The sequence below is a fragment of the Staphylococcus chromogenes genome (assembly GCF_029024625.1).
In the GTDB taxonomy this organism is placed as follows: Bacteria; Bacillota; Bacilli; order Staphylococcales; family Staphylococcaceae; genus Staphylococcus; species Staphylococcus chromogenes.
Map to the genome: position 1 here is coordinate 2,078,093 of NZ_CP118953.1, position 25,301 is coordinate 2,103,393.

Sequence of the window (25,301 nt, forward strand, 5' to 3'; positions counted from 1 at the left end):
GTATAATATTGATAAAACCCGCTATTTACAGGAAATAGCGGGTTTTTCACTTATCAAAAGAATTATTTTAATTCTACTGAAGCGCCAACTTCTTCTAATTGTTCTTTAAGTTTTTCAGCTTCTTCTTTTGGTAATCCTTCTTTGATTACGCTTGGAGCGCCGTCAACTAATTCTTTAGCGTCTTTTAAGCCTAAGCCAGTTGCTTCTTTAACAGCTTTAACAACTTTGATTTTTGAAGATCCAGCTGAAGTTAACTCAACGTCAAATTCAGATTTTTCTTCTGCTGCTTCTCCACCTGCTGCACCTGCTGCTGCAACTGGTGCTGCTGCAGTTACACCAAATTCTTCTTCGATTGCTTTAACTAAATCGTTTAATTCTAAAACTGACATTTCTTTAATTGCTTCAATGATTTGCTCTTGATTAGCCATGTTTATATTCCTCCATTATTTTAAAGTTTAATTTTTTACGGCATGCAATAATAATTACTCTGCACTTTCTTCTTTGCTCTCACCAACAGCTTTAACTGCATAAGCGAAGTTGCGCATTGGTGCTTGTAATACTGATAAAAGCATAGAAACAAGACCTTCGTGTGATGGTAAAGAACCCACTGTCTTAACTTGATCAGCAGAGATAACGCTACCTTCCATAACACCTGTTTTGATTTCTAAAGCTTCGTGTTCTTTTACAAATCCAGCGATTACTTTTGCTGGTGCAACTACATCTTCAGTAGTGAATGCTACGGCAGTAGGACCTGCTAAGTATTCATCTAAACCTTCGATGCCCGCTTTTTCAGCTGCACGACGTAACATAGTGTTTTTATATACTTTGTATTGAACACCTGCTTCACGTAATTGTTTACGTAAGTCTGTTACTTCTGCTACTGTTAAACCACGGTAGTCAACGAAAACAGTTGAAACTGAACTTTTAAGTTGCTCAGCGATTTCATCAACGTGTTGTTTTTTCGCTTCAATAATTCCAGACATTTAGACACCTCCATCAAATTTTTTGGTGCTTTGTAAATTTGTTTAACAACAAATAAAAAAGCACTTTTTACCCACAGCAAAAAGTGCTTGAATGTTTATCACGTTCAAGTCAATTTTAGCCTCGGTAGGATCATGTATTAAGTTCTCAATGAACTCCTACTGTCTTAGGTAAAATATACAACATATATAAATATAACGGCTTTCGTGTAATTAGTCAACCGTTATTTTTAAATCATAACCTAAAAATTCAGGGAGTGCGATACCACTGTATCTGTACTCCCTTTTATCTATAGTTACTGATGATTAGTTTAATTTAAAGTTAGAAGTATCTACTTTAATACCAGGGCCCATAGTTGTTGTTACAGCTACAGATTTGAAGTACGTACCTTTAGCTGAAGATGGTTTCGCTTTCGCTAAAACATCTTGTAAAGTTTTGAAGTTATCAACCAATTTGTCAGTATCGAATGATACTTTACCAATTGAAGCGTGGATGATACCTGCTTTTTCAGCACGGTATTCAACTTTACCTGCTTTGATTTCTTCAACAGCTTTTTTAACGTCCATTGTTACTGTACCTGTTTTAGGGTTAGGCATTAAACCTTTAGGTCCTAATACACGACCTAATTTACCAACTTCGCCCATCATATCTGGTGTTGCTACGACTACATCGAAGTCGAACCAACCTTGTTGGATTTTGTTAACATATTCAGCATCACCAACATAGTCAGCACCTGCTGCTTCTGCTTCTGCAATTTTGTCACCTTTAGCGAACACTAATACACGTTGAGATTTACCAGTACCGTGTGGTAATACAACTGCACCACGGATTTGTTGGTCGTTTTTACGTGTATCAATACCTAAACGGAATGCTACTTCAACAGAAGCATCGAAGTTAGCAACGCTTGTTTCTTTAGCTAAGCTGATTGCTTCTTCTACTGAGTAGAAAGCTTGACGGTCAACTTTGCTTAAAGCTTCTTGATACTTTTTACCTTTTTTAGCCATTGATTTTTCCTCCTTTAGTGGTTTTAGCGGAATGTCCTCCCACGTTGGGAGCGGGACAGAAATCTCATAGTTTAGATAATTTCCGTAGCCCGCCCCTCGAGCATAGATAACGCGTTCATTTAATTATGTTATCTATGAGTGTCTATCAATTACATGTAGCGATAGACGTTTTTCATGTTTGCTTTATTGTCATTAATTACGAGAATTACTCAACAATGATACCCATGCTACGTGCAGTACCTTCAACGATACGCATAGCTGCTTCTTCGTCAGCAGCGTTTAAGTCAGGCATTTTAGTGTTAGCAATTTCACGTACTTGATCTTTAGTTACTGTAGCAACTTTAGTTTTATTTGGTTCACCAGAACCTTTTTCAATACCCGCTGCTTTTTTAAGTAATACTGCTGCAGGTGGTGTTTTAGTGATGAATGTAAATGAACGATCTTCATATACATAAATCTCAACCGGAATAATTAAACCTGCTTGTTCTTGCGTACGTGCATTAAATTCCTTTGTGAAAGCCATAATGTTCACACCGGCTTGACCTAATGCAGGACCAACTGGTGGTGCTGGGTTTGCTTTACCTGCTGGAATTTGTAACTTAACTACTTTTTCTACTTTTTTAGCCACGATGTGCACCTCCTTGATATCGTGATGTGGTCACAGGGCTCAGTTTTGCCCTCCCACTCGTTTAACATTTCGTGACGAAATGTAGCGCTTTTTACGCGCGACTTCGTTATTATAACATTACTCATTACACTTGACAATAAAAAAATTAAGTTTTATCTCTCTAACAGAGCAAGTCCTTTTAATGATGAGTAAATCGTAATAACTCCTTAAAATTAATATTTTAATCTTTAGCGTACGCTTTAGAATATTATGTAGACACATAATCTCTCCATTATTATTCGTTGGGTCGCTCATCATCCATAGAAAGGATTGAGCTTTTTTCATTCATAAAGAAAATCGGACTAGTGGGATGAATTTTCATTCCACCAATCCGATTGATTATAGCACCTTTGAATACAACCTTTATTAGTAAAAAGAGCTATTAAAACATGGCAACGTACAATTATGAAGATACATCGCAATTTTGATTATCTCTTAAGTCGCGCCTTTATAGAACAATCAAATTAACAAAAGCACCGATGTCTTCCTCTCTCATGCCATCTTATAACTTTTCAATTTGATCAAATTCAACTTCGACAGGTGTTTCACGTCCAAACATGTCCACAAGAACTGTAAGTTTGAATTTACTCGTTTCGATTTCATCGATTTCGCCCACTTGATTTGCAAAGGGACCAGAAGTAATTCTCACTTGTTCTCCAAGCTCTACTTCGACATCGATTGTTTTTTCTTTCATTCCCATTTGTTTTAAAATGAATCGCGCTTCTTCTGGTAATAATGGGTTGGGTTTTGAACCTGCCCCTGCTGAACCCACAAAGCCTGTGACACCTGGAGTGTTACGTACAACGTACCATGATTCATCCGTCATAATTAATTCAACTAAAACGTAGCCAGGGAACGTTTTCTTTGTTTGTGTTTTCGCTTTGCCATCTTTAACTTGTGTTTCCTCTTCTTCAGGAATCACAACTCTAAAAATTTGCTCAGTCATGTTCATTGATTCAACACGTTTTTCTAAATTCTTTTTAACTTTGTTTTCGTAACCTGAGTAGGTATGAACGGCATACCAACGTTTAGCTCCTAACTCTTCAGACATGCTGACAACTCCTCATTTCTATTTTATCATTTCAATAATTTGGCCTATGCCAATGTCTAGACTCCAGAAAAATACTAAGAAAAAGATTACTGTAAACACGACAATTGTCGTATATTTCACAAGCTCTTGCCCAGTTGGCCAGCTTGTTTTTTCCATTTCTGATTTGACGCCTTGGAAGAAGTTTTCTTTTTTAGCCATTTGGATTCCCTCCAATTCATTTATACTTAGGAGTGGGGCATGAATGAACCCCTATTCTCCATGCGAATTTGCATATGCGCACTGAACTATTTGGACTCTTTATGCAATGTGTGCGTTTGACAGGTCGCACAAAATTTTTTCAGTTCAAGTCGTGTCGTATGTTGACTTGATTTCGGTACATGATAGTTTCGATTGCCACACTTTTCACAGCTAAGTGGTACTTTTCTCACATTAACTCACCTTACTCCTATAATACCAGTTTACTATACATAAGATTGCGCCCAATTGTCAAACAACTTTTCACAATCATTACGGCTTAAATCGTTCCAATAACAAAGCACCTTTCAACTTTCTTCTTAATCTATAAATGCCGTTATACACACGTTTAACGGAAACATTGAGTTGATGCGCTATCTCTATGGGTGTCCATTCTTCAATCAGATAATACAGAAGTTTTAACTCAAAAGCGCTCAAAATTTGTGCTTGATTTTGTACCTCTGAAAAATTTTCTTCAATGAATAAATCTCCCTGTGCTTTATGGATTTGATACGCATATTCCGCTTCATAAGTTTCAATAAATTGCGAAAGGAAGTGATGTTGATGGGCTCGCTTTCTGCGATGGTCCATTTTCTTATAGTACAATGTTTTATTAATGTAATGATGGAGGGGAATGTGCAAGTGAAATTCAGGTTGGCATATTTTTTGATAAATCCCCCAAACCGTTTCTTGTACAATATCTTCAAAGTCTTGAGGGGAAATACGCGTATCATTTAATACGATAGCAGCACGCTGTTGGACGATGGCAATCAGTTCACATAAGGCTTCATGCTGGTTGGTTCTGAGGTCTACCACAAATTGCTTAAAATCTTCTTGATGATTGGGCTTCAACGTCATTGAAATGTTCCTCGCCTTCACTCGATTTGCATCATCATATCGAGTGCGCCGCTTTCAATCAAGTTTCGATTGCGCTATTTCTTATGCTCCCCACGTCTAATTTTTTCAAATTCTGATAAGACATCTTCCGACAAAGGAATGCGTGTGCGTGGCTTACGTGATTCAAATGTAGAGATGGATTTTGTGACATCGGTTTGCGTCTCTTTTAACGCTCTCCACATTTCTCGAGAGGACATACGGTAAGCGCCCGTCCCAAAAATAGCATGTTGTTCACTCATATCGCTCGTGACAACTGTAATGTGTGTGGTGTATTTGTGGTAAATATTATGGACGTAACGCTCTATAAAACTATCGGCTGTTTCATTTTCTTTCGTAAAGACCACATGAATCCCATGGTAAACCGTTTCAGTTTGAGGTGTATCGGTCTCATAGGCATCAAATACGCAAATAATTTTACCTTTGACATGGGCATTATAGTTAGAAATCGCTATCAGTAGTTGTTCTCGTGCCTCTTCTAAACTTTCTTTGGCATATCGACTCAACTCTGGAGATTGCCCAATCATATTATAGCCATCAATAATCACATAGTAATCAATCATTGTGAAATATCACCACCGACAGGCACCCGTTTCCGTAACACTTCATACATTAATAAACTTGCTGCTACAGAGGCATTCAAACTATTCACATGCCCCACCATAGGAATCTTAATATAAAAGTCACACTTATCTTTTACACGTTTGCTCATCCCTTGGCCTTCGCTACCGATAACAATCGCAAGAGGCATATCTACTTGCATTTGACGATAATCTGTAGCGTTATTGGCTTCTGCACCAGCAATCCAATACCCTTGATCTTTAAGCGTGTCCATCGTTTGTGATAAGTTTGTCACTCTTATCACAGGCACGTGTTGGATGGCACCTGTAGAAGCTTTTGCTACCGTTTGTGTTAATGCGACTGAGCGTCGTTTTGGAATGATAATACCGTCCACTCCTGTAGCATCTGCTGTTCTCAATATCGAACCAAGATTGTGAGGATCTTCGAGACCATCTAATATAATCACTGTCGATAACGTCTCTTTGTTCGCTTGTTTAGCTAAAAAGTCATCTAACGACGCATATTCATAAGGGGCAATGTAGGCGGCTACCCCTTGATGAGGCGCATTCGCAATTTGATCTAATTTAGATTTTGGGACCGTTTGTATGACAAGTTTTTGTGATTTTGCAGATTTTAATATGTCATCAATTTGTTGCTTTTTCACTCCTTCTTGGATGAGCACTTTATTGATGGCATGCCCTGATTGAATCGCTTCTCTTACCGCATGACGTCCAACGATGATTTCCGTTTCCAAATTGGCTCAACTCCTTTCTTCTACTAATTTTACGATTTGATCTAACAATGTATGAAGACGTTCTGTTTGGCCCTCTAAATATAAAAATCCAATCACCGCTTCTAATGCCGAACTTTTACGATATGTTTGAACGTCAGTGTTCTTTGCTTTCGTATAACTTTTAGCATTGCGACCGCGTTTTAAAATATCCGTCTCCTCTTCTGTAAACCACTTTGTCTCGATTAAAGTTTCTAACGTGATGGCCTGGCTTTTCGCAGAGACAAATCGTTTTGCTTCTTGATGCAAGCGATTAGGTTTACTTTGGAGTTTTAGAATAATATACGTTCTGACGTGTTGATCTAAAACTGCATCTCCGACGTATGCCAGAGAAAGCGGATTTAAAAGTTTCGCATTTATCGATTTATCCACGTTTATATCTCACACCTTGTGGCGTATCTTCTAAAATGATGTTTTGCGCTTTTAATTGGTCGCGAATTTCATCAGCACGCGCAAAGTTTTTCGCTTTTCTCGCTTCATTACGTTCTTCGATTAATTTTTCAATTTCGTCATCTAGAAGTTCAGATGTTTGTTGAGAGGCTAGCGGCACTCCTAATACGTCACTAAAGATTTCAAATACTTCTTTAAAGCGTGCTATAACTTTTGTAGAAGTTTGGTTTTCTAACAAATATTTATTGGCTAATTTGACAAGGTCATACCAAGCCGTAATCGCATTGGCTGTATTAAAGTCATCGTCCATCACTTTTTCAAACTGAGTTAATGTGGCTTCAATTTGTTCCAAATAGTTTTCGTCTTCTTTTAAATCAGTGGCGATCGCTTCACGTTCTGTGAGTGCTTGATAACTATTGCGTATACGTTCTAAACCACTGCGCGCCGCTTCAACCAACTCAATATTATAATTGATAGGACTACGATAATGTACGCTAATCATAAAGAAACGTAACACGTCTGGATCCACTTCTTTAATGATGTCGTGCACTAAAATGAAGTTTCCTAAAGATTTACTCATTTTTTCATTATCAATATTAATAAAACCGTTATGCATCCAATAATTGGCGAATGGCGCATGATTGTGCGCTTCGGATTGCGCAATTTCATTTTCATGATGTGGAAATTGTAAATCGCTTCCGCCCGCATGAATATCAATGGTAGGGCCAAGCTTTTCGAAAGCCATGACTGAACATTCGATATGCCATCCAGGACGCCCTTCTCCAAATGGGCTTTCCCAACTGATTTCACCAGGCTTTGCTTTTTTCCATAACGTAAAATCAAGTGCATCCTCTTTTTGTTCCCCTTGTTCAATACGTGCACCGACTTTTAAATCATTTAAAGATTGGTGGCTCAATTTACCGTAATCTTCAAACTTGCGTGTACGAAAATATACATCTCCACCACTTTCGTAAGCATAACCTTCGTCCACTAACTTTTTAATAAATTTAATTATGTCGTCCATATGGTCCATGACGCGTGGGTTGGACGTTGCTTTTTTAATGTTAAGCGCTTCTGTATCTTCGTAAAAGGCTTGAATATAGCGGTCTGCAATCTCTGGCACGGATTCTCCTAGTTCTTGAGAACGTTTAATGAGTTTATCATCAACATCTGTGAAGTTTGAGACATAATCCACTTCGTATCCTTTGTATTCGAAATAACGGCGTACGACATCATAATTAATCGCTGGTCTTGCATTACCGATATGAATATAGTTGTAAACGGTAGGCCCGCACACATACATTTTTACTTTTCCTGGTTCTAACGGTTTAAATGGCTCTTTTTGACGCGTTAACGTATTATATAATGTAATCATCTTTAATCTCTCCATTTCTCGTTTGTTCAAGTTGTCGTTCGAGTTGTTTTAGTTGTTCATAAATTGGGTCTGGTAAATTAAGGTGATCAAATGTTTTACCAATACGTTGGCCATCTTGACGGACAATGCGCCCAGGTATGCCGACCACAGTGGTATAACTTGGCACATTACGAAGAACGACAGAATTGGCGCCAATGTTCACGTTAGAATCCACTTTGATATTCCCTAAGACCTTTGAACCTGCTGCAATAAGAACATTGTCTCCAATATCCGGATGACGTTTTCCTTTTTCTTTACCTGTTCCACCTAAAGTTACACCTTGATAGATTGTGACATTGTCACCAATGGTACATGTTTCACCGATGACTACGCCCATCCCATGGTCAATAAATAAGCGGCGCCCAATTTTAGCACCTGGATGTATTTCAATACCTGTAAAAAAGCGGGAAATTTGAGAAATTGTTCGTGCTAACGTATAACGTTTTTTATTGTATAAACGATGGGCAATTAAATGAGACCACACGGCATGTAAACCTGCATATGTGGTAATTACTTCAAATGAAGAACGCGCAGCGGGGTCTTGTTCAAATACCATTTTCACATCATCTCTAATTCTGCTTATCGCAGCAAACACTTTTCTTATCACAGCAAATCCTCCTTTAATTAAAAAAGCACCTCTAACATCATGTCAGAGGTGCTTTGGCACGGTTCCACTCTTATTAGTATACAAAGTGCATACTCACTTATTTATTCGTATTCTCTTTATCTCATAAAGGTGCATTCGACAAAATTCGTGGTGTACTCGCAGCTTACGTACACTCTCTGAGACACGTCATTTGTTTACTCTTCCTCTATGTTTAAAATCACTTATATCGTATGCTATTTGGACCGTGAATGCAAGCTTAAAAACTCAGTTTCTTAAGAAGTTATACTTGATGATTAATTGCTTCTATAGCAAGGGTTGGATACGTTTTAAAACTTTATCTTTTCCTAAAACTTCCATCGTATTAGGAAGCTCTGGACCATGCATTTGACCTGTAACTGCTACACGGATAGGCATAAACAATTGTTTACCTTTAATGCCTGTTTCTTTTTGTACGGTCTTAATTGTTTTTTTAATTTCTGCTGCTTCAAACGGTTCAAGGGCTTCTAATTTTCCATAAAGCGCGTTCATCAATTCTGGTACTTGTTCTCCGTTTAAAACTTCTTGAGATGCTTCGTCTAATTCTTTTTCATCTCTAAAGAATAATTCAGAAAGTGGCACGATTTCTCTAGCGTAACTCATTTGTTCTTGATATAACGCAACAAGTTTACGTCCCCATTCTAATTCTGCTTCAGATGGAGATTCAGGTAATAACCCTGCTTTAATCATGTGTGGTAACGTCATTTCAAATACCGTGTCTAAGTCTTTTTCTTTCATGTATTGGTTGTTAATCCACTCTAACTTTTGCTTATCAAAAAAGGCAGGCGACTTAGACAAACGTTTTTCAGTAAAGATATCAATAAATTCTTGTTTACTGAAGATTTCTTCTTCACCTTCTGGAGACCAACCTAATAAAGCAATGAAATTAAATAACGCTTCTGGTAGATAACCTAAATCGCGATATTGTTCGATAAATTGAAGGATTTGGCCGTCACGCTTACTTAACTTTTTACGTTGTTCATTAACGATTAATGTCATGTGACCAAAACGTGGAGGTTCCCAACCGAATGCTTCGTAAATCATTAATTGTTTTGGCGTATTTGAAATATGGTCATCACCACGAATGACATCAGAAATTTCCATGTAATGATCATCTACTGCAACCGCAAAGTTATAAGTAGGGATGCCATCTTTTTTCACAATGACCCAGTCTCCAAAATTATCAGATTCGAATGAGACTTCGCCTTTAACCATATCTTCAAATTTATACGTTTTATTTTGTGGCACACGGAAACGAATCGCTGGTTTACGGCCTTCTGCTTCAAATTGTTGACGCTCTTCTTCAGTAAGATGCGCATGTTGACCCCCGTAACGAGGCATTTCACCACGTGCAATTTGTGCTTCGCGCTCTGCTTCTAATTCTTCTTCTGTCATATAACATTTGTAAGCTTTATCTTCAGCCAACAATTGGTCAATGAGAGGTTGGTAAATGTGGCCACGTTCTGACTGGCGATAAGGGCCGTAGCCTTTATCTTGATCAACGGATTCATCCCAATCAAGACCTAACCATTTTAAGTTGTCGAATTGTGAAGATTCTCCATCTTCTAAGTTACGTTTTGTATCTGTATCTTCAATACGGATAACAAAATCGCCACCATAATGTTTGGCGAATAAATAGTTAAATAATGCTGTACGTGCATTACCAATATGCAAATAGCCTGTTGGACTCGGTGCATATCTCACTCTCACTCGGTTACTCATTTCGTTCACTCCTGTTTATATTTTCAATATGATTATTATAGCACGGGATATCACACATGCCTATCCGGTGCGACTCTTATTCACCTTGGACAAGAGAAACAATCGCCTCTGCAGCAATGCCCTCTTCTCTTCCAGTAAAACCAAGTTTTTCACTTGTTGTCGCTTTCACATTGATGCGCTGAAGTTCCACGTTAAATAGTTCTGCAATCACTTGGCGCATTGTGTCAATATGCGGTCTGAATTTTGGTTTTTCAGCAATAATTGTCGCATCCACATTATTTATCACATAGCCTTCTTTTTTGACAGCTTCATACGCTTCAGTCAGTAATTTTTTAGAATCTGCATCTTTAAAAGCAGGGTCTGTATCTGGAAATAATTTGCCGATATCGCCTAATGCACATGCACCGAGCATCGCATCTGTAATCGCATGTAAAAGAACATCTGCATCACTATGTCCTTTTAACCCTTGTGTATGAGGGACTTCAATACCTCCAATGATTAAAGGTCTTGATGTATCAAATGCATGAACGTCATAACCTAATCCCACTCTAAACATGATTGTCACTACTCCTTTTATTTAAAAATGCTTGACCCATCCATAAATCATCTTCCGTTGTTATCTTTATGTTTTCATAGTCGCCTTCCACGACGTGTACCGTTTCTCCTGCATGTTCAAGCAAGGAGGCATCATCTGTTCCCTCGAACTGTGTTTGCTCAGCTTGTTGATACGCATTAAGTAACGTTTTATAAGTCGCCCCCTGAGGCGTCTGAATTTGCCAAAGAACTGACCGATCTAGTGTTTTTGTAACCGTATGGTGTTGTACTTCTTTGATAGTATCTTTCGCTTTGACGCCCACAATGGCAGCCCCTTGTTGTTGAACCGCTTCACACAACCTATTTATAGTCTCATGAGAGACAAAAGGACGTGCGCCATCATGCACGAGGACAAGGTCATTGTCTTCTAGTGAAACAGCTTGAAGTACACGATGGATACTGTCTTGTCGGGTCGCTCCCCCTTCAATGAGCGTGCGTACTTTATTGAATTTTTGACATAGCGCTCTCATCTCCATGTAATCTCTCGGATGCACTGCTAAATGGATGCCTTGACACTGTACATCATTTTGAAATACAGCTAAAGTGTGTGCCAGTATTGGACGGCCCGCGAGTTCGATAAACAGTTTATTATAATCTCGTTTCATGCGTGTTCCCTTACCCGCTGCCGGGATAATGACATGATAATTTTGCATTATGCTTCCTCCACCTTTTTCGCAAAAATGATACGTCCTGATGCGGTTTGAAGTAAGCTAATGACTTCAAGATGCAACGTTTCATTTATGTGTTGTTTGGCATCGTCAACCACGACCATTGTACCATCGTCAAAATAACCGACACCTTGTCCAGGCTCTTTCCCCACTTTTGTAATCATTAAATCAAAGCGATCTCCTTGATGCACTTCAGGAATGATAGCCTCAGACAAATCATTGACGTTTAACACTTTAATATCTTGAATGGCACACACGCGGTTGAGGTTGTAATCCGTCGTAATCACATGCGCACGGTAATGTTGTGCAAGTTTGACAATTAGCGCATCGATATCTTGATGGCTTTTTTGAGGATAAATAATACGTGTAGGATGTTTTGAATCATGAATCGCATTTAATATTTCTAAACCTCGTCGCCCTTTATCTCTTTTTATACTATCATTCGCATCAGCGACGACTTGTAACTCATTGATAACGCCTTGAGGAATTAAAATTTCACCATCGATAAAGCCAGCTTCCATAATTTTATAAATACGCCCATCTATAATGGCACTCGTATCAATAATTTTAGGGACTGCGTTACGGGCATTAATGGCCATTGAACGCGCCATATTCTCAGGTAAAAACAACAACATTTCGTCGCGCTTTTTCAAACCAAACTGAAAACCGAGATACCCTAATAACAACGTGACAATAATCGGCACGATGCGGTTGATAAAATCCGTCCCGATAAATTCTAAAATAAATGAAATCATGACTGAAATCATCAAACCAGTAAACAAACCAATCGTCGCAAAAATGATTTCTATAGCGCTATAACTTAAGATAAACTGTTCCACATTTTTTAATGTATAGGCAATGCGAGGAATAAACCAACCAAAAATAAGAAAGAAAACAAGCATCCCTATAATTGCTGTGACATAACTATTTTCCATAATAGGAGGATGACTGACATGAAAATCAATCAGTATGCCAGGAATTAAAAATAACCCTAGTACACTCCCAATAATCATGAAAGAGATGACCACTAAAAATTTAACAAAATCCATGCTTTTCCTCCTTTCTTTATTTAGATTTCAAAGCATATTTTAATGCTTCGTTTGTTGAGGTCACACCGATAACTTCAATGTTTTCTGGGAAGGTCCATCCCCCAATATTCGTTTTCGGTATAATCACACGTTTAAACCCTAATTTTGCTGCTTCTTGAACTCTTTGCTCAATTCGAGAGACACGGCGTACCTCACCTGTCAAACCAACTTCACCAATAAAACAGTCTAACCCATCAACGGCTTGGTCTTTAAAGCTTGAGGCTGTCGCAATAATGATGCTTAAATCCACAGCAGGTTCACTTAATTTGACGCCACCTGCCACTTTGATGTAGGCATCTTGTTGTTGTAACAGATACCCCTCTTTTTTCTCTAATACGGCCATCAATAGACTTAAACGGTTGTGATCAATCCCCGTCGCCATTCGTCTAGGATTATTAAATGTGGTCGGTGTGACGAGGGCTTGGACTTCTATTAATAGCGGACGTGTCCCTTCCATAGTGGCGACAATCGTCGACCCCGGAACATTCGTTGATCGCTCTTCTAAAAACATTTCAGAAGGATTCGGGACACTTTTAAGACCTGCTTGTTTCATTTCAAAAATGCCCATTTCATTCGTTGAACCAAAGCGGTTTTTCACCGCACGTAAAATACGATAAGCATGATGCTCATCACCTTCAAAATAAAGCACGGTATCCACCATATGTTCTAATAATCTAGGACCCGCAATTTGTCCTTCTTTTGTCACGTGCCCCACGATAAACGTGGCAATATTCATCTGTTTGGCAATATGCATTAAACTTTGTGTACTTTCACGTACCTGAGACACAGAACCAGGTGCAGAACTAATTTCTGGGTGATAAATCGTTTGAATAGAGTCTACAACGATGAGCTCGGGTTGTACTTTTTTTACTGCTTCATGAATCACCTCTAAATCCGTTTCTGCAAATACATTTAAAGCACTCGCATCTTCATCTAAACGATCGGCACGTAATTTAGTTTGGTTTAATGATTCTTCTCCAGTAATATATAGCACTTTCTTTCCTTTTGATAACGCAGCGCACATTTGAAGTAACAATGTTGACTTTCCTATCCCTGGGTCTCCTCCGATTAAAACAAGAGAACCTTGGACAATACCGCCACCTAAAACACGGTTAAACTCTTGGCTATTCGTTAAAATACGTGGTGTTTTTTCATTCTTTACTTCGTTGAGCGTTTGAATTTTTGATTGTGTCGTCTTTTGTGTATGTACCCCATGTTTCGGGTGTGCTGTTTTTTGTTCTAACGATTCTTCCATGGAATTCCATGCGCCACAGTTAGGACATTTCCCCATCCACTTCGGAGATTGATAACCACATGCAGTACATTCAAATATGACTTTTTTCTTGGCCACATTGCCACCTCCTTTTTCGGCTATAACAAATCTATTTTATACTTGTGTCTTCAATCTGACAAATGAAGAATTTAAAAAGCCTTTAATGCGCCACTTACGCATTAAAGGCTGAGGTGTTCAGATTATTTATGATTTCGCTTCGTCTTTATCTTGATCTTCTTCAGAAGTTATTACTTCTGTTTCAGATGCACGTTCTTGAATATCATACTTGAATGACTCACCATCATAATCCACAGTGACATCTTTGCCATCTAACTCTTTACCTTCTAAAATAAGTTCACTTAAGTTATCTTCTACTGTTTTTTGGATGGCACGAATCAATGGACGTGCACCATACTCAGGGTCATAACCCTCAGAAGCAATTTGTTCTTTTGCTGCATCTGTCACGTGAATATTAATGTTTTGTTCTGACAAACGAGAAGTCAATTTGTTCACCATCATCGTAACAATTTCTTTAAGTTCATCTTTGCTTAATTTATGGAAAACAATAATATCATCGACACGGTTTAAAAATTCAGGACGGAATGCATTTTTCAGTTCTTTCATCATTGTTTTGCGGATAGACTCGTAATCTTGTCCTTCACCTTGACCACCAAATCCTGCAAATCGTTGGTCTTGAAGTTCTTGTGCCCCTACGTTAGAAGTCATAATGATGACTGTATTTCTGAAATCGACACGACGTCCTTTGGTATCAGTAAGATGTCCGTCATCTAAAACTTGTAATAAAATATTAAATACATCTGGATGCGCTTTTTCAATTTCGTCGAATAAGATGACAGAATAAGGTTTACGACGCACTTTTTCAGTGAGTTGTCCGCCATCATCGTGACCCACATAGCCTGGAGGGGCACCAACTAAACGACTTACCGCATGTTTTTCCATAAACTCACTCATGTCAACACGAATCATCGCGTCTTCTTCGCCAAACATAGATTCTGCTAAGGCACGCGCAAGTTCCGTTTTACCGACACCTGTTGGGCCTAAGAAGATGAAACTACCAATAGGACGTTTCGGATCTTTAAGTCCAGCACGCGCACGACGTACCGCTTTAGAAATTGCTGTAACCGCATCTTTTTGACCGATGACACGTTCATGGAGGGTATCTTCAAGGTGAAGTAATCGGTCAGATTCTGTTTCATTTAGACGTGTTAACGGAATGCCTGTCCAACCTGCAATCACTTCTGCAATATCTTCAGCAGCTAATGTTGTGTGTTGGCCACCTTGATTATTTTTCCATTCATTTTTAGCTTCTTCGTATTGTGTTTCAAGTTTCGTTTGTTTATCACGAAGATTTGCGGCATTTTCAAACTCTTGCGCATGAACTGCAGCATCTTTTTCTTTTTTAACTTGTTCGATTTGTTGCTCGATTTCTTTTAAATTTGTTGGTGTTGTATGATGTCTTAAACGTACTTTTGAACTTGCTTCATCGATTAAATCGATGGCTTTGTCAGGTAAAAAGCGATCCTGAACGTAACGGTCACTTAATTTTGCTGCCGCTTCAATTGCCTCATCAGAAATATTAATACGATGATGCGCTTCATAACGGTCACGTAATCCTTTTAAGATTTTAACTGTATCTTCAACACTTGGTTCATCGACTTGTACCGGTTGGAAACGACGTTCTAATGCCGCATCTTTTTCAATGTGTTTACGATACTCATCTAATGTTGTGGCACCGATACATTGTAACTCACCGCGTGCTAAAGCCGGTTTTAAAATGTTAGAGGCATCAATCGCACCTTCAGCGCCTCCAGCACCAATCAATGTGTGCAATTCATCAATAAATAGAATCACGTTGCCAGCTTGGTGAATTTCTTCCATCACTTTTTTCAAACGTTCTTCAAATTCACCACGATATTTTGTACCCGCGACAACTGTGCCCATATCTAAAGACATCACACGTTTATCTTTTAATGTTTCAGGTACTTCATTGTTTACAATGGCTTGTGCTAAACCTTCTGCAATTGCTGTTTTACCTACCCCAGGTTCACCGATAAGTACAGGATTGTTTTTCGTACGTCGACTTAATACTTCAATAACACGTGTAATTTCTTTGTTACGACCTACTACTGGATCTAACGTACCGTCTTTAGCGATGACTGTTAAATCTCTCGCAAGTCCATCAAGGGTAGGGGTATTGTTTGATTTTGACGTTTGTGCATTTTTATTAGACATTTCAGGATTGCCTAGGGCTTTAACGACTTGTGCACGTGCTTTCGTAATATTCAAATCTAGATTTGCAAATACGCGTGCAGCCACCCCTTCGTTTTCACGAATTAAGCCAAGTAATATATGCTCTGTACCCACAAAGTTGTGTTGTAATTTGCGTGCTTCGTCCATAGACAGTTCAATGACTTTTTTCGCACGTGGCGTATAATGTAAAGCGCCCATATTGTCTTGACCGCGACCGATGAGCTTTTCAACTTCTGCAACGACTTTTTCTTCAGTAATATCAAAACTTTCTAGCACTTTTGCAGCTATGCCTTCAGGTTCTTTCATTAAACCTAATAATAAGTGTTCTGTTCCAATGTTAGAGTGATTCAGGCGAATCGCTTCTTCTTGCGCATGTGCTAATACACGTTGCGCACGTTCAGTTAGTCTTCCAAATAACATAATCGAACCTCCTTAAATGTGTGTTCGTAAAATTTCAGCTCTTTTAGCTTCTATTGATTGTTCTTCATCTTCATCTATTAAAAATGGAGATTGTATTGCTATCATTAATTCATTAAATTGAAAATCTTCAATATCTAAAATACCTAAGTCTACCCCAAGTTTAATATCGCTCAAACGATAAGAGGCTTCTTCGACTGAAATGAGTCGACTGTATTTCAATATACCGAGAGAACGATAAATACGGTCGAGCGTTTCAGTATGCTTGTGTGTATTTAAACGCGTTCTAAATTCAAGTTCTTCAGTAATAATTTGTTGAACCAACTCAGTTAATGCTTCGATAATTTCTTGTTCACTTTTTCCTAAAGTTAATTGGTTGGACACTTGATAAACATGACCATAAACTTGAGAGCCTTCCCCATAAATACCCCGTATTGTAAATCCAAAACGGTTAATCGACTGTGCAATACGTGACATCCGTTTCATAATGGACAATGCGGGTAAATGGAGCATCACACTTGCTCTCATCCCTGTCCCAACATTCGTTGGACAAGTCGTTAAATATCCTAAATCTTCATCGTAGCTAATGGTTGTTGCAGCATCGAGTTGGTCATCGATTTCGGATGCTTTGTCATACAGTGTATTTAAAGATAAATCTGTTCCCATTACTTGAATGCGCACATGATCTTCTTCATTCACCATCACACTTACAGACTCATCTTCATTTAATAACACTGCAGAGGCAGGTTGCTTAGTCAATTCAGGACTGATGAGATGTTTGGCCACCAGTTTGTATTTACTCTGTTGGTCAAGAGCATCTAGTCGCGTCACCTTTAAATCGGTAAGTGCATCTTGGACTTCATTAATAACGCGGTGTCCTTCTTCTTCAGAGGGAAACATCAGCGGATGCACATAGTTTTCAAGATTACGTGCTAATCGTATTCTTGAGGACATGACTACTGGTGACGAGTTCGATTCTTGAAGCCAACCACTCATTGAATGTTTAAGATTGTCCGTCATCGTGAGACACCTCGCTTTGTTTAGCTTCAAGTGCTTTGATTTCATCACGTACAATGGCTGCTTCTTCAAAGGCTTGTGTTTCAATGAGTTCTTGTAATTGTTGACGTTTGCCTTCAATTTGTTGCTTTAATGCCCGTTTTTGATGCGTGGATTTCGGATATTTGCCCGAATGACGCGTATGGCCACCTTGTACGCGACGCACAATATCATAAACATCATCTTTAAAAGTGGCATAGCAGTCGTGGCAACCAAATTTCCCTACATGGGCAATATCTTTTAGAGACATTTGACACGTCGGACATCGTTTTTCTTCACGATAAACGAGCTGATCAACGTTAATGCCATATTTGGCTGCAAGATGTTGTAAAATTTGTTGAACGACAAACGTCCCTTCAACATCTTCGCCCCCGTGCCAATGTTCATCAGATGACCCTTGATTGTGTGCCTGGTACAAAGTTTCTTTATTTTGTTTTTGTTGTGTTAACTGCACGAATTCCTGTTCCTCGCGTGTCAATAGCATCACCTTCTCGTAGTCTAGTAATAGTTAATGACTGGAAGTAATCGTTTTAAAATGTTCGCTCGAATAATGTCTCGAGATTGGACATCCATCGTAAGCGTTTCTCTATCTACGACTGCTGCAATCAATTTAGCTTCGCGTTCTGTAATTAATTGATTATCAAATAATCCATCTATAATGTAATAAGCTTGTTGTTGTGAAATAGAGGGGCCAATTAACTCCATCAAACGTTTAATGTAGGAGGCATGATCTTTCGTTTCAATTTTAGTGATGCGAATATATCCTCCGCCACCACGTTTACTTTCGATTTCGTACCCATGTTCATTGGTAAAACGTGTTTTTATAACGTAATTCAGCTGAGATGGTACACAATCAAAACGTTGTGCGATATTGGCGCGCTGAATTTCAACAACATCATCATTTGTTTCTTCAAATAATTGTTTAATGTATTGTTCTATGATGTCAGACATATTGTGCATGGTATCACCTCTTTTGACCATCTTTGACTATATTATAGAAGGTGGTTTGACCTTTTTCAACCAATTTGTTTGTAAGGTTCGAAAAATAGTTATGTTACTGCTTACATTTTTAGTGTATGATAGTCTTAGTTAAAATTTATAAATTGAACAGAGGTGTTTATTTAATGCACATTTTAATTGGGATTGTCGGCATACTTGTGTTTTTGGGATTGGCTTGGCTCGCAAGTTCTGACAAGAAAAATGTTCGTTGGCATTACATTGGCTTATTGTTATTAATTCAATTGATATTTGCGTTTATTTTATTAAAAACGAACTTCGGTGTCATTGTTGTAGGCGGAATTGCGAATGGCTTTGCCTATTTATTGAAACAAGCGGCTGAAGGGGTCAACTTTGTCTTCGGTGGTTTAGCAAATAAAGGTGAAATGCCATTCTTCTTAAATGTTTTATTACCAATCGTATTTATTTCAGCATTAATTGGGATTTTGCAATACTTAAAGATTTTACCTATCATTATTAATGTTTTAGGATTTTTAATTTCTAAAGTCAACGGTATGGGACGTTTAGAGTCTTACAACGCGGTTGCCTCAGCAATTTTAGGTCAATCTGAAGTGTTTATCTCACTAAAAAAACAATTGCCTTACATTCCAAAACATCGCTTGTATACCTTAACAGCATCCGCGATGTCTACTGTTTCAGCATCTATTATTGGTGCATACTTTACAATGGTCAAACCTGAATACGTCGTAACTGCAGTTGTTTTAAACTTATTTGGAGGATTCATTGTTGCCTCAATTGTCAATCCTTATAAAGTAAATGAAAAAGACGATAAATTACTTATTGAAGAAGAGAAAAAACAACAATCTTTCTTTGAAATGTTGGGAGAATATATTTTAGACGGTTTCAAAGTCGCAGTCATTGTTGGTGCCATGTTAATTGGTTATATCGCTTTAATCACTTTCTTAAATGGCATTGTCGGCGGTATTATCCATTTCGTATCTGGCGGTTCCCTTGATTGGAACTTCCAAACATTAATCGGTTTTGTTTTTGCGCCACTCGCTTTCTTAACAGGTATTCCTTGGCATGACGCTGTAGAAGCTGGTTCCATCATGGCAACAAAACTGTTATCCAATGAGTTTGTAGCGATGACTGAGTTAGGTAAAGCAAATGGACTTTCTGAGCGCGCACTAGGTGTTGTTTCCGTGTTCCTTGTGTCATTTGCGAACTTTAGCTCTATCGGTATCATTTCAGGGGCCATCAAATCTTTAAATGACGAAAAAGGTGACGTCGTTGCACGTTTCGGTCTTAAATTATTATTTGGTGCGACGCTCGTATCATTCATTTCAGCAACTATCGCAGGATTCTTCTTATAAAATTAATCTAAATACCTCTCTTTTACTTATTTAGGTTCTATAAAAATAGCCATCAAAATTTACGCTTAGATAAATTTTGATGGCTTTCTTATTATAAATGGGCACTTTGACATAGCCCTACTTTTTCATATAAAAAACGTGAGAATAATCATCCATTGATGGCTTATCCTCACGTCTGTTTAATATTTATCCTTTTGACACAACTTCGTTAATAAAATAGTTGATGATACTATAATCTTCCGTCAATTCAGGATGGAATGAGACGCCTAAATACTTTCCTTGGCGAACCGCTATCATTTTATCATCGATGACCCCTAACACATTCACTTGATCTCCAACGGATTGAATATGTGGGGCTCGAATAAACACCCCTTCTACTGGGTGATCGATACCTTTAATCGTTAAATCCGCTTCGAAACTATCTACTTGTCTTCCAAATGAATTACGTTCAACGGTAATATCTAATTTTTTAAGGTAACCTTCTTCTCCAACGATATCTTGTGCAAGGACAATAAGACCCGCACATGTCCCAAACATCGGTAGCTCTGATTGTTGAAGCGCCTCTTTAAAACCGTATAAATTCATCAAGCGACGTAACGTTGTCGATTCTCCGCCTGGAATAATCAAGCCGTCAATCTTTTCAAGTTGTTCTACTTTTTTAATATAAATCCCTTCATGACCACTCGCTTCAATATGGCGAATGTGTTCACGAACGGCCCCTTGTAAGGCGAGTACTCCAATTTTCATTTTACCAACCACGCTCTTGCATACGTTCTTCTAATGAAAGTGAATTGATATCTAAACCTTTCATCGCTGTGCCAAGGTCTTTTGCTAATTTACCGATGAGTTCATAATCTTGGTAATGTGTTGTCGCTTGAACAATTGCTTTTGCGAATGTTTCAGGATCTTCTGATTTGAAAATACCAGAGCCAACAAAGACCCCATCTGCACCTAGTTCCATCATTAATGCCGCATCTTGAGGTGTCGCTACACCACCTGCCGCAAAGTTAACTACGGGTAAACGTCCAGTAGATTTAATCGTTTTCAATACATCATAAGGTGCCCCTAGATTTTTCGCTTCTGTCATTAATTCATCGTCACTCATCACTGTAATACGATTCACTTCTTGGTTGACTTGACGCATATGACGTACCGCTTCAACAATGTTTCCTGTACCCGGCTCACCTTTTGTACGTAACATTGCAGCACCTTCGCCAATACGACGTGCCGCTTCACCCAGGTTACGACAGCCACAAACGAATGGAACAGTGTAATCACTTTTCTTAAGGTGGAACACTTCATCCGCAGGTGTCAATACTTCAGATTCATCAATATAATCGACACCCATCGCTTCTAAAACACGTGCTTCTGTAATGTGACCGATTCGACATTTCGCCATAACTGGAATAGACACGGCATTCATCACTTCTTCTACAATTTTAGGATTACATGCACGTGCAACACCGCCTGCTGCTCTGATATCAGAAGGTACACGTTCAAGTGCCATGACTGCCACTGCACCTGCTTCTTCTGCGATTTTCGCTTGTTCGGCGTTAACCACATCCATGATTACGCCACCTTTTTGCATTTCTGCCATACCGCGTTTAACGCGCTCTGAACCAACTTGTTTAGACATTTTAAATTGTCCCCCTTTTCTAATATACAACAGTAGCTTATACTATTATCTGAACCTTTAAAAGTGTCAGAATTAAACATTTTTAAGTGGTCAGATTGGAGAGAAAGCTATGGAAATGTTAATGTTCGATATTGATAAAAAGCATGCGCAACCCATTTATCAACAACTTTACGATAATATTAAAAACAGTATCATTAAAGGCGTTCTACGTGAAGGAGAAAAACTCCCATCAAAACGTCAACTCAGTCAATATTTGTCAGTCAGTCAAACCACCATTGAACATGCTTATTTACAGTTGATTGATGAAGGGTTTATCGTGAGTAAACCAAAATTTGGCTATTTCGTGAGCGATATTGAATCCCTACCATTTATAACGAGAACTCCGATAACGCCATTAGACAATCAGAATACAACTCTAGACGTTCCCGAATTTCACTATCGTTTTCAACTCGGTGCCATTGATGAAGCGCATTTTCCATTTGATGTCTTTCGAAAATTTGCGAAAGAATCTTTTGAAGAACCCCAATTTCATCTCATTGACACCGGCCACAAGCAGGGAGATTTCGCATTACGCAAAGAAATCAGTCAATATTTATTTCATAGCCGGGGCGTTCATGCGACCCCTGAACAAGTCATAGTGGCTTCTTCTACGGATCAAATTTTATCGATTATCACCGATTTGCTATCTTCCACAAGTCATTATCTTTTAGAAGACCCTTTATATCCACAAGTCCATGAGCTACTAAAAAGAAAGCATATCAACTATTCGTTTTTAAAAGTGCACGCAGACGGCATACATATTGAACCTCATCAAGGTGCGCAAGATGTGGTCTATATTACACCGAGTCATCAGTTCCCGACAGGCATCATTATGAAATTAAAACAGCGTATTGCGTTGCTCAAATGGGCTCAAGCCAAACCTGAACGCTATATTATAGAAGACGATTACGATTCTGAATTTCGTTATGAAGGAAAACCTATTCCAGCGCTACAAAGTTTAGATCCCTCTGGAAGTGTGATTTATGTTAGTACCTTTTCTAAATCAATCGCCCCTTCCATACGTATCGCTTATGCCGTTTTGCCTGTTGCCTTACAAAAACAATACCAACAAAAACAAAACATTGAAGGGGGCAGTGTTCCAAGACATACACAATATATGGTCAGTCAATTTATGGCGAGTCATCATTTTGAACGTCACTTGAATCGCATGCGTAAAATTTATAGGCAAAAGCGAGATCTTTTAATTTCAAAATTAGAAAAGCACCCTGAACACCTCTCAATATCAGGTGAATTAACAGGGATGCATTTTGTGATTTCCATAAAAAATGGTTGGTCTGAAGAAAAATGTCTGAAACAATTTCATCAACATAGTATTGAGTTAAAACCCTTGTCCTCCTATTGCTATCATTCAAAACCTCAAACGCCGCAATTTGTATTAGGTTTTGGAGGTATTCCATTAAGTGAAGTCGAGACGCATGCCACACAATTATTGAAGAGTCTAGAAATAGAAGAAACTTCTAATTAAAACAAAAACCGTTCAACCCTTGATTACAGGGATTGAACGGTTTTTGTTATTTTGTATATTCATTTTGTCAAATACAGATATAGTATTAACGTATTGCTAATCTTTGAGTAAGTTTGGATTACGTTCATTTTGATAATCATATAACTCGATTTCTTGAAGTTGCATTAAAAACTGGCGTAATTGGACATAATGTTTGAGTTCAGGTAAATCAATCAACTCATTGTGATGTTTGCCACACTCAAATAATTTAGCGATATTTTCAAAGACGACCAAATAATCACCTAAGGCACGATTATCTAAATAGACACCACGATCATCATATAAAATTTGCGTCAACTTAAAATGAATTTGTTGCAGTAAGAAAATTGCAGGATAATAATACTGTGTCCGCTTATGGTTAGAAGAAATTTCCCCGTACGCACGGTTATACATCATTTCCATATTTTCTACTTTTAGTTTCATACGCAATTTATCTTTAAGTGGATTATATCCCTTATAAGTTTTAGGATATTGTTGATTTGAGAATACATAATGAAAAATTTGCGCTTCTACACGTGCAACCTCCGCCATGATTTCTGGTAAGTGCTTAGAAGCGATATTCCGTCCAATAATCATAACGCCTATCACCGCAATAATAATCCCCACCGTTGTATCTAACAAGCGCGGGATGGCAATCATCGGAGTAAACACACCTTGTGCCAATCCACTGAGCAATAAGACTTGTGAAGTAATCGTCACCATCGCAAGCGCATAATTCGCACCTACTAACGCTTCAGTGATTGCACCGCTTAATGCAAGAACAATAATAATAATACCAATATGCGGATCTAAGCTTAAAAAGCCGGCTGTTAAAATAACACCTACTGTTGTGCCTAACCACCGTGCGACAGCGCGTTGTAAGCTTGCGATATTTGTGCCACCAAGCAAGACGGTATGGGCACTTAAAGGCACCCAATAAGCGCGCTCTAAATCAAAAACAAGCGCAACTAAAATTGAGATTCCCATGATTAATGCATATTTCATCGTCGCTACAAAAGCTGCTGATTCTGGAGTCAGGTGGTTTAATAAGCGGTGACTATATTGTGGAGAACGCACCACGATATTTTCTTTAACTCTCACGTCTGTAGAAGAAAGAGTTTCATCGATTTTAAATATCAAATTCACTAACTCTTCAAATTTATCATCAATGTCAATTTGTTCTTTCCAAACTTCCCGTGTGGATGTTGGATTGACAATGGTATCGGTCACATGATCAATCATATTTTTAATGACTGGTGGCATCGGTCGAATCCCTTTTGCGTTCAATTCAAGTAGTTCAGAATACACCCCTTCTGCCCATTGATGAAGTAATACAGCTCTTTGATAGTCTACAGAGCGTTTTTGTAGGGAGGAACCTGTTGTATTTAACGTTTCAGATGTGGTAATCAATGTCTTAACAGCTACTTTAGTCAAATCATTGAATTGGGCTTGATCATTAAAATGATGTACCAATTTTTGTAAGAGTTGGTACTCACTTTTAATTGCGTTCGCTTCTTGAGAATCACGCTTAATTAAATGATCTACTACAATAATGAGCAGTGATAGCAAGCCACCGACACCGACCATTGCACCACGATATAAAAAGTCTTCAGGGTGTTGTGGCATCACAATAGAAAGACTGTAAGCAATGATAAAAAAGGTAGACGAAGGACCCGGGACATTTAAGGTCGTAAAAATATAATAAGGAATGACCGAAAACATGAGTAAAAAAATCGCAAATACAATTGGATTTCCTGTGGTTAACGTTCCTAACATCATCGCAATGACAAAGCTGAGGGAAGTCAATGAAACAATCCGTATACGCGATGTAAACGTCCAATCAAATGCATATATGTGAGCCAATGTGCCAATAGACATCAGTAGAGCTGAAGGAAAATCATTAAACAACAATCCATACAGTAAAGGAATAAACATGACAATCCCTTGGCGCACGCCTTTTCGAACATCTATTTTTTTCTTATCAATATAAGCGAGTTGCTTAACGTATGCTTTCAATTTCATTCACCTAAATTCTCTCTTATTTCTATACATACTCTCCTACTAGAATATCATT

27 protein-coding genes and 1 other annotated feature are annotated in these 25,301 nt (G+C 38.4%); of the genes, 2 read left to right on the top strand and 25 right to left on the bottom strand.

The window, feature by feature from the left end:
• Positions 1-62: 62 nt before the first annotated feature.
• From rplL to PYW36_RS10250, 22 genes are all read right to left on the bottom strand, one after another.
• Entirely contained in the window at positions 63-428 is a 366-nt protein-coding gene (rplL, locus tag PYW36_RS10145; protein ID WP_037572937.1) for a 50S ribosomal protein L7/L12, read from the bottom strand.
• 54 nt (positions 429-482) lie between these two features.
• Complete coding sequence (rplJ, locus tag PYW36_RS10150) at positions 483-983, bottom strand: 50S ribosomal protein L10 (RefSeq protein ID WP_103158768.1); 501 nt, start codon at positions 981-983, stop codon at positions 483-485.
• A gap of 45 nt (positions 984-1,028) precedes the next feature.
• Positions 1,029-1,170, bottom strand: a sequence feature (ribosomal protein L10 leader region).
• Between the two features lie 116 nt (positions 1,171-1,286).
• Entirely contained in the window at positions 1,287-1,985 is a 699-nt protein-coding gene (gene rplA / locus PYW36_RS10155; RefSeq protein ID WP_037572943.1) for a 50S ribosomal protein L1, read from the bottom strand.
• Positions 1,986-2,190: 205 nt separating this feature from the next.
• Entirely contained in the window at positions 2,191-2,613 is a 423-nt protein-coding gene (gene rplK / locus PYW36_RS10160) for a 50S ribosomal protein L11 (RefSeq protein ID WP_016424296.1), read from the bottom strand.
• A gap of 541 nt (positions 2,614-3,154) precedes the next feature.
• A complete protein-coding gene (gene nusG, locus PYW36_RS10165) occupies positions 3,155-3,703 on the bottom strand; it encodes a transcription termination/antitermination protein NusG (protein WP_037572959.1) in 549 nt (182 codons plus the stop codon).
• A gap of 18 nt (positions 3,704-3,721) precedes the next feature.
• The gene (secE, locus tag PYW36_RS10170) at positions 3,722-3,901 is read right to left on the bottom strand and encodes a preprotein translocase subunit SecE (RefSeq protein ID WP_037572962.1); all 180 of its coding nucleotides are present in this window, start codon (positions 3,899-3,901) and stop codon (positions 3,722-3,724) included.
• An 86-nt stretch (positions 3,902-3,987) separates the two neighbouring features.
• A complete protein-coding gene (rpmG, locus tag PYW36_RS10175; protein WP_084275986.1) occupies positions 3,988-4,131 on the bottom strand; it encodes a 50S ribosomal protein L33 in 144 nt (47 codons plus the stop codon).
• Positions 4,132-4,210: 79 nt separating this feature from the next.
• Entirely contained in the window at positions 4,211-4,795 is a 585-nt protein-coding gene (locus tag PYW36_RS10180) for a sigma-70 family RNA polymerase sigma factor (protein ID WP_103158769.1), read from the bottom strand.
• Positions 4,796-4,869: 74 nt separating this feature from the next.
• Positions 4,870-5,394: an NYN domain-containing protein gene (locus PYW36_RS10185; protein WP_103158770.1), complete on the bottom strand. Its 525-nt coding sequence runs from the start codon at positions 5,392-5,394 to the stop codon at positions 4,870-4,872.
• Positions 5,391-6,146, bottom strand: coding sequence for a 23S rRNA (guanosine(2251)-2'-O)-methyltransferase RlmB (gene rlmB, locus PYW36_RS10190; protein WP_103158771.1), 756 nt, complete (start codon positions 6,144-6,146; stop codon positions 5,391-5,393). The genes PYW36_RS10185 and rlmB overlap by 4 nt, the downstream gene beginning before the upstream one ends.
• 6 nt (positions 6,147-6,152) lie before the next feature.
• The gene (locus PYW36_RS10195; protein ID WP_103158772.1) at positions 6,153-6,554 is read right to left on the bottom strand and encodes a Mini-ribonuclease 3; all 402 of its coding nucleotides are present in this window, start codon (positions 6,552-6,554) and stop codon (positions 6,153-6,155) included.
• The gene (cysS, locus tag PYW36_RS10200; protein ID WP_103158773.1) at positions 6,547-7,947 is read right to left on the bottom strand and encodes a cysteine--tRNA ligase; all 1,401 of its coding nucleotides are present in this window, start codon (positions 7,945-7,947) and stop codon (positions 6,547-6,549) included. Before cysS ends, PYW36_RS10195 begins: the two co-directional genes overlap by 8 nt.
• Positions 7,931-8,569, bottom strand: a complete 639-nt coding sequence (cysE, locus tag PYW36_RS10205; RefSeq protein WP_258026740.1) for a serine O-acetyltransferase — start codon at positions 8,567-8,569, stop codon at positions 7,931-7,933. The genes cysS and cysE overlap by 17 nt, the downstream gene beginning before the upstream one ends.
• 327 nt (positions 8,570-8,896) lie before the next feature.
• Positions 8,897-10,351, bottom strand: a complete 1,455-nt coding sequence (gene gltX, locus PYW36_RS10210; protein ID WP_103158774.1) for a glutamate--tRNA ligase — start codon at positions 10,349-10,351, stop codon at positions 8,897-8,899.
• A gap of 76 nt (positions 10,352-10,427) precedes the next feature.
• Positions 10,428-10,907 carry a 2-C-methyl-D-erythritol 2,4-cyclodiphosphate synthase gene (ispF, locus tag PYW36_RS10215; RefSeq protein ID WP_103158775.1) on the bottom strand — a complete coding sequence of 160 codons (480 nt, stop codon included), beginning with the start codon at positions 10,905-10,907 and terminating at the stop codon, positions 10,428-10,430.
• Positions 10,900-11,598 carry a 2-C-methyl-D-erythritol 4-phosphate cytidylyltransferase gene (ispD, locus tag PYW36_RS10220; protein ID WP_103158776.1) on the bottom strand — a complete coding sequence of 233 codons (699 nt, stop codon included), beginning with the start codon at positions 11,596-11,598 and terminating at the stop codon, positions 10,900-10,902. Before ispD ends, ispF begins: the two co-directional genes overlap by 8 nt.
• Positions 11,598-12,662 carry a PIN/TRAM domain-containing protein gene (locus tag PYW36_RS10225; RefSeq protein WP_103158777.1) on the bottom strand — a complete coding sequence of 355 codons (1,065 nt, stop codon included), beginning with the start codon at positions 12,660-12,662 and terminating at the stop codon, positions 11,598-11,600. The genes ispD and PYW36_RS10225 overlap by 1 nt, the downstream gene beginning before the upstream one ends.
• Before the next feature lie 16 nt (positions 12,663-12,678).
• Positions 12,679-14,052: a DNA repair protein RadA gene (radA, locus tag PYW36_RS10230; RefSeq protein WP_103158778.1), complete on the bottom strand. Its 1,374-nt coding sequence runs from the start codon at positions 14,050-14,052 to the stop codon at positions 12,679-12,681.
• Positions 14,053-14,178: 126 nt separating this feature from the next.
• The gene (locus PYW36_RS10235) at positions 14,179-16,665 is read right to left on the bottom strand and encodes an ATP-dependent Clp protease ATP-binding subunit (protein ID WP_103158779.1); all 2,487 of its coding nucleotides are present in this window, start codon (positions 16,663-16,665) and stop codon (positions 14,179-14,181) included.
• Between the two features lie 12 nt (positions 16,666-16,677).
• Positions 16,678-17,682, bottom strand: coding sequence for a protein arginine kinase (locus tag PYW36_RS10240; RefSeq protein ID WP_037573001.1), 1,005 nt, complete (start codon positions 17,680-17,682; stop codon positions 16,678-16,680).
• Entirely contained in the window at positions 17,666-18,172 is a 507-nt protein-coding gene (locus PYW36_RS10245) for a UvrB/UvrC motif-containing protein (protein WP_051604952.1), read from the bottom strand. The genes PYW36_RS10240 and PYW36_RS10245 overlap by 17 nt, the downstream gene beginning before the upstream one ends.
• Positions 18,173-18,216: 44 nt before the next feature.
• Positions 18,217-18,678: a CtsR family transcriptional regulator gene (locus PYW36_RS10250; protein ID WP_103158780.1), complete on the bottom strand. Its 462-nt coding sequence runs from the start codon at positions 18,676-18,678 to the stop codon at positions 18,217-18,219.
• 164 nt (positions 18,679-18,842) lie between these two features.
• Between PYW36_RS10250 and PYW36_RS10255 the strand changes: the two genes are divergently transcribed.
• A complete protein-coding gene (locus tag PYW36_RS10255) occupies positions 18,843-20,048 on the top strand; it encodes a NupC/NupG family nucleoside CNT transporter (protein WP_037573005.1) in 1,206 nt (401 codons plus the stop codon).
• A 186-nt stretch (positions 20,049-20,234) separates the two neighbouring features.
• Here PYW36_RS10255 and pdxT read toward each other — a convergent pair whose 3' ends face one another.
• Positions 20,235-20,795: a pyridoxal 5'-phosphate synthase glutaminase subunit PdxT gene (gene pdxT / locus PYW36_RS10260; RefSeq protein ID WP_103158781.1), complete on the bottom strand. Its 561-nt coding sequence runs from the start codon at positions 20,793-20,795 to the stop codon at positions 20,235-20,237.
• A gap of 1 nt (position 20,796) precedes the next feature.
• Positions 20,797-21,684 carry a pyridoxal 5'-phosphate synthase lyase subunit PdxS gene (gene pdxS, locus PYW36_RS10265; RefSeq protein WP_103158782.1) on the bottom strand — a complete coding sequence of 296 codons (888 nt, stop codon included), beginning with the start codon at positions 21,682-21,684 and terminating at the stop codon, positions 20,797-20,799.
• A 109-nt stretch (positions 21,685-21,793) separates the two neighbouring features.
• Between pdxS and pdxR the strand changes: the two genes are divergently transcribed.
• Complete coding sequence (pdxR, locus tag PYW36_RS10270) at positions 21,794-23,209, top strand: MocR-like pyridoxine biosynthesis transcription factor PdxR (protein ID WP_103158783.1); 1,416 nt, start codon at positions 21,794-21,796, stop codon at positions 23,207-23,209.
• Between the two features lie 96 nt (positions 23,210-23,305).
• On the opposite strand, the gene PYW36_RS10275 is transcribed toward pdxR, so the two are convergent.
• Complete coding sequence (locus PYW36_RS10275; protein ID WP_229717265.1) at positions 23,306-25,249, bottom strand: FUSC family protein; 1,944 nt, start codon at positions 25,247-25,249, stop codon at positions 23,306-23,308.
• Between the last annotated feature and the right edge of the window lie 52 nt (positions 25,250-25,301).